Annotated in this window: 1 protein-coding gene; it reads right to left on the minus strand. The window is 70.6% G+C overall.

Annotated features, from left to right (window positions below; all coding sequences use genetic code 11):
• The coding region (locus tag ACNPM4_RS18200) for an MFS transporter (RefSeq protein ID WP_448986631.1) at positions 1-802 on the minus strand (802 nt) is incomplete at both ends.

Raw genomic sequence — 802 nt, forward strand, 5'->3', positions numbered from 1 at the left:
CTGCGGCGAACGGCAGTGCGGCGACGGCGGTTATCGCCGAGACCAGCAACGGCGCGAGCGCACCGCCGGCATCGGTCAGCGTCCGCCAGGAGCCCAGGAAGGCGGCCGGCTCGCGCTTCGGGGCCACGTCCGCGCCGAGAGTCAGCAGGATGCCGCTGGACAGGCCGTTGCCGACGCCCAGCACCGCCGCGAACATCCCGAACCACAGCACCGCGGCGTCGGCATCGTGCGTGAACGACAGGGCGAGGAAGCCGGCACCCATCAGCACCATCGCGGGCATCGCCGCCCACAACCGCCCGAAGCGGTCCATCACCTGGCCGCTCGCATAGAACAGCGCGAAGTCGATCGCGCCGGAGACGCCGACCACGAGGGCGATCGTCGAGGCGTCCAGTCCCAGCGAGAGCCCCCACAGAGGGAGGACGACCTGTCGGGCGGATCGGACGGCGGAGAGTGAGGCGGCGGCCAGCCCGAGGCGCCCGAGCACCGCGCGCTGTCGCCACATGGTCTGGAAGATCCCCAGCCGTTCGATCGTCGGGATGGATCCGCTCACGGCCTCACCGGAGTCCTCCAGATAGCGCTCGTGAGTGGTCGACGGAAGGGGAGCGATCGCTTTCTCGGGGTCGGGCCCGAAGAGGACCAGCACGACCATCACGACGAGGCAGCCCAGGAAGAACCAGATCGCCGCACTCTCGCTGCCGAAGACCTGCAGGAGCCCGGCGGCGACGAACGGCCCGATGAAGATTCCGAGGCGGAAGCTGCCGCCGAGCAGCGAGAGGGAGCGCGCACGGAAGGCGACCGGCAC

The organism is Microbacterium umsixpiens (assembly GCF_053543675.1).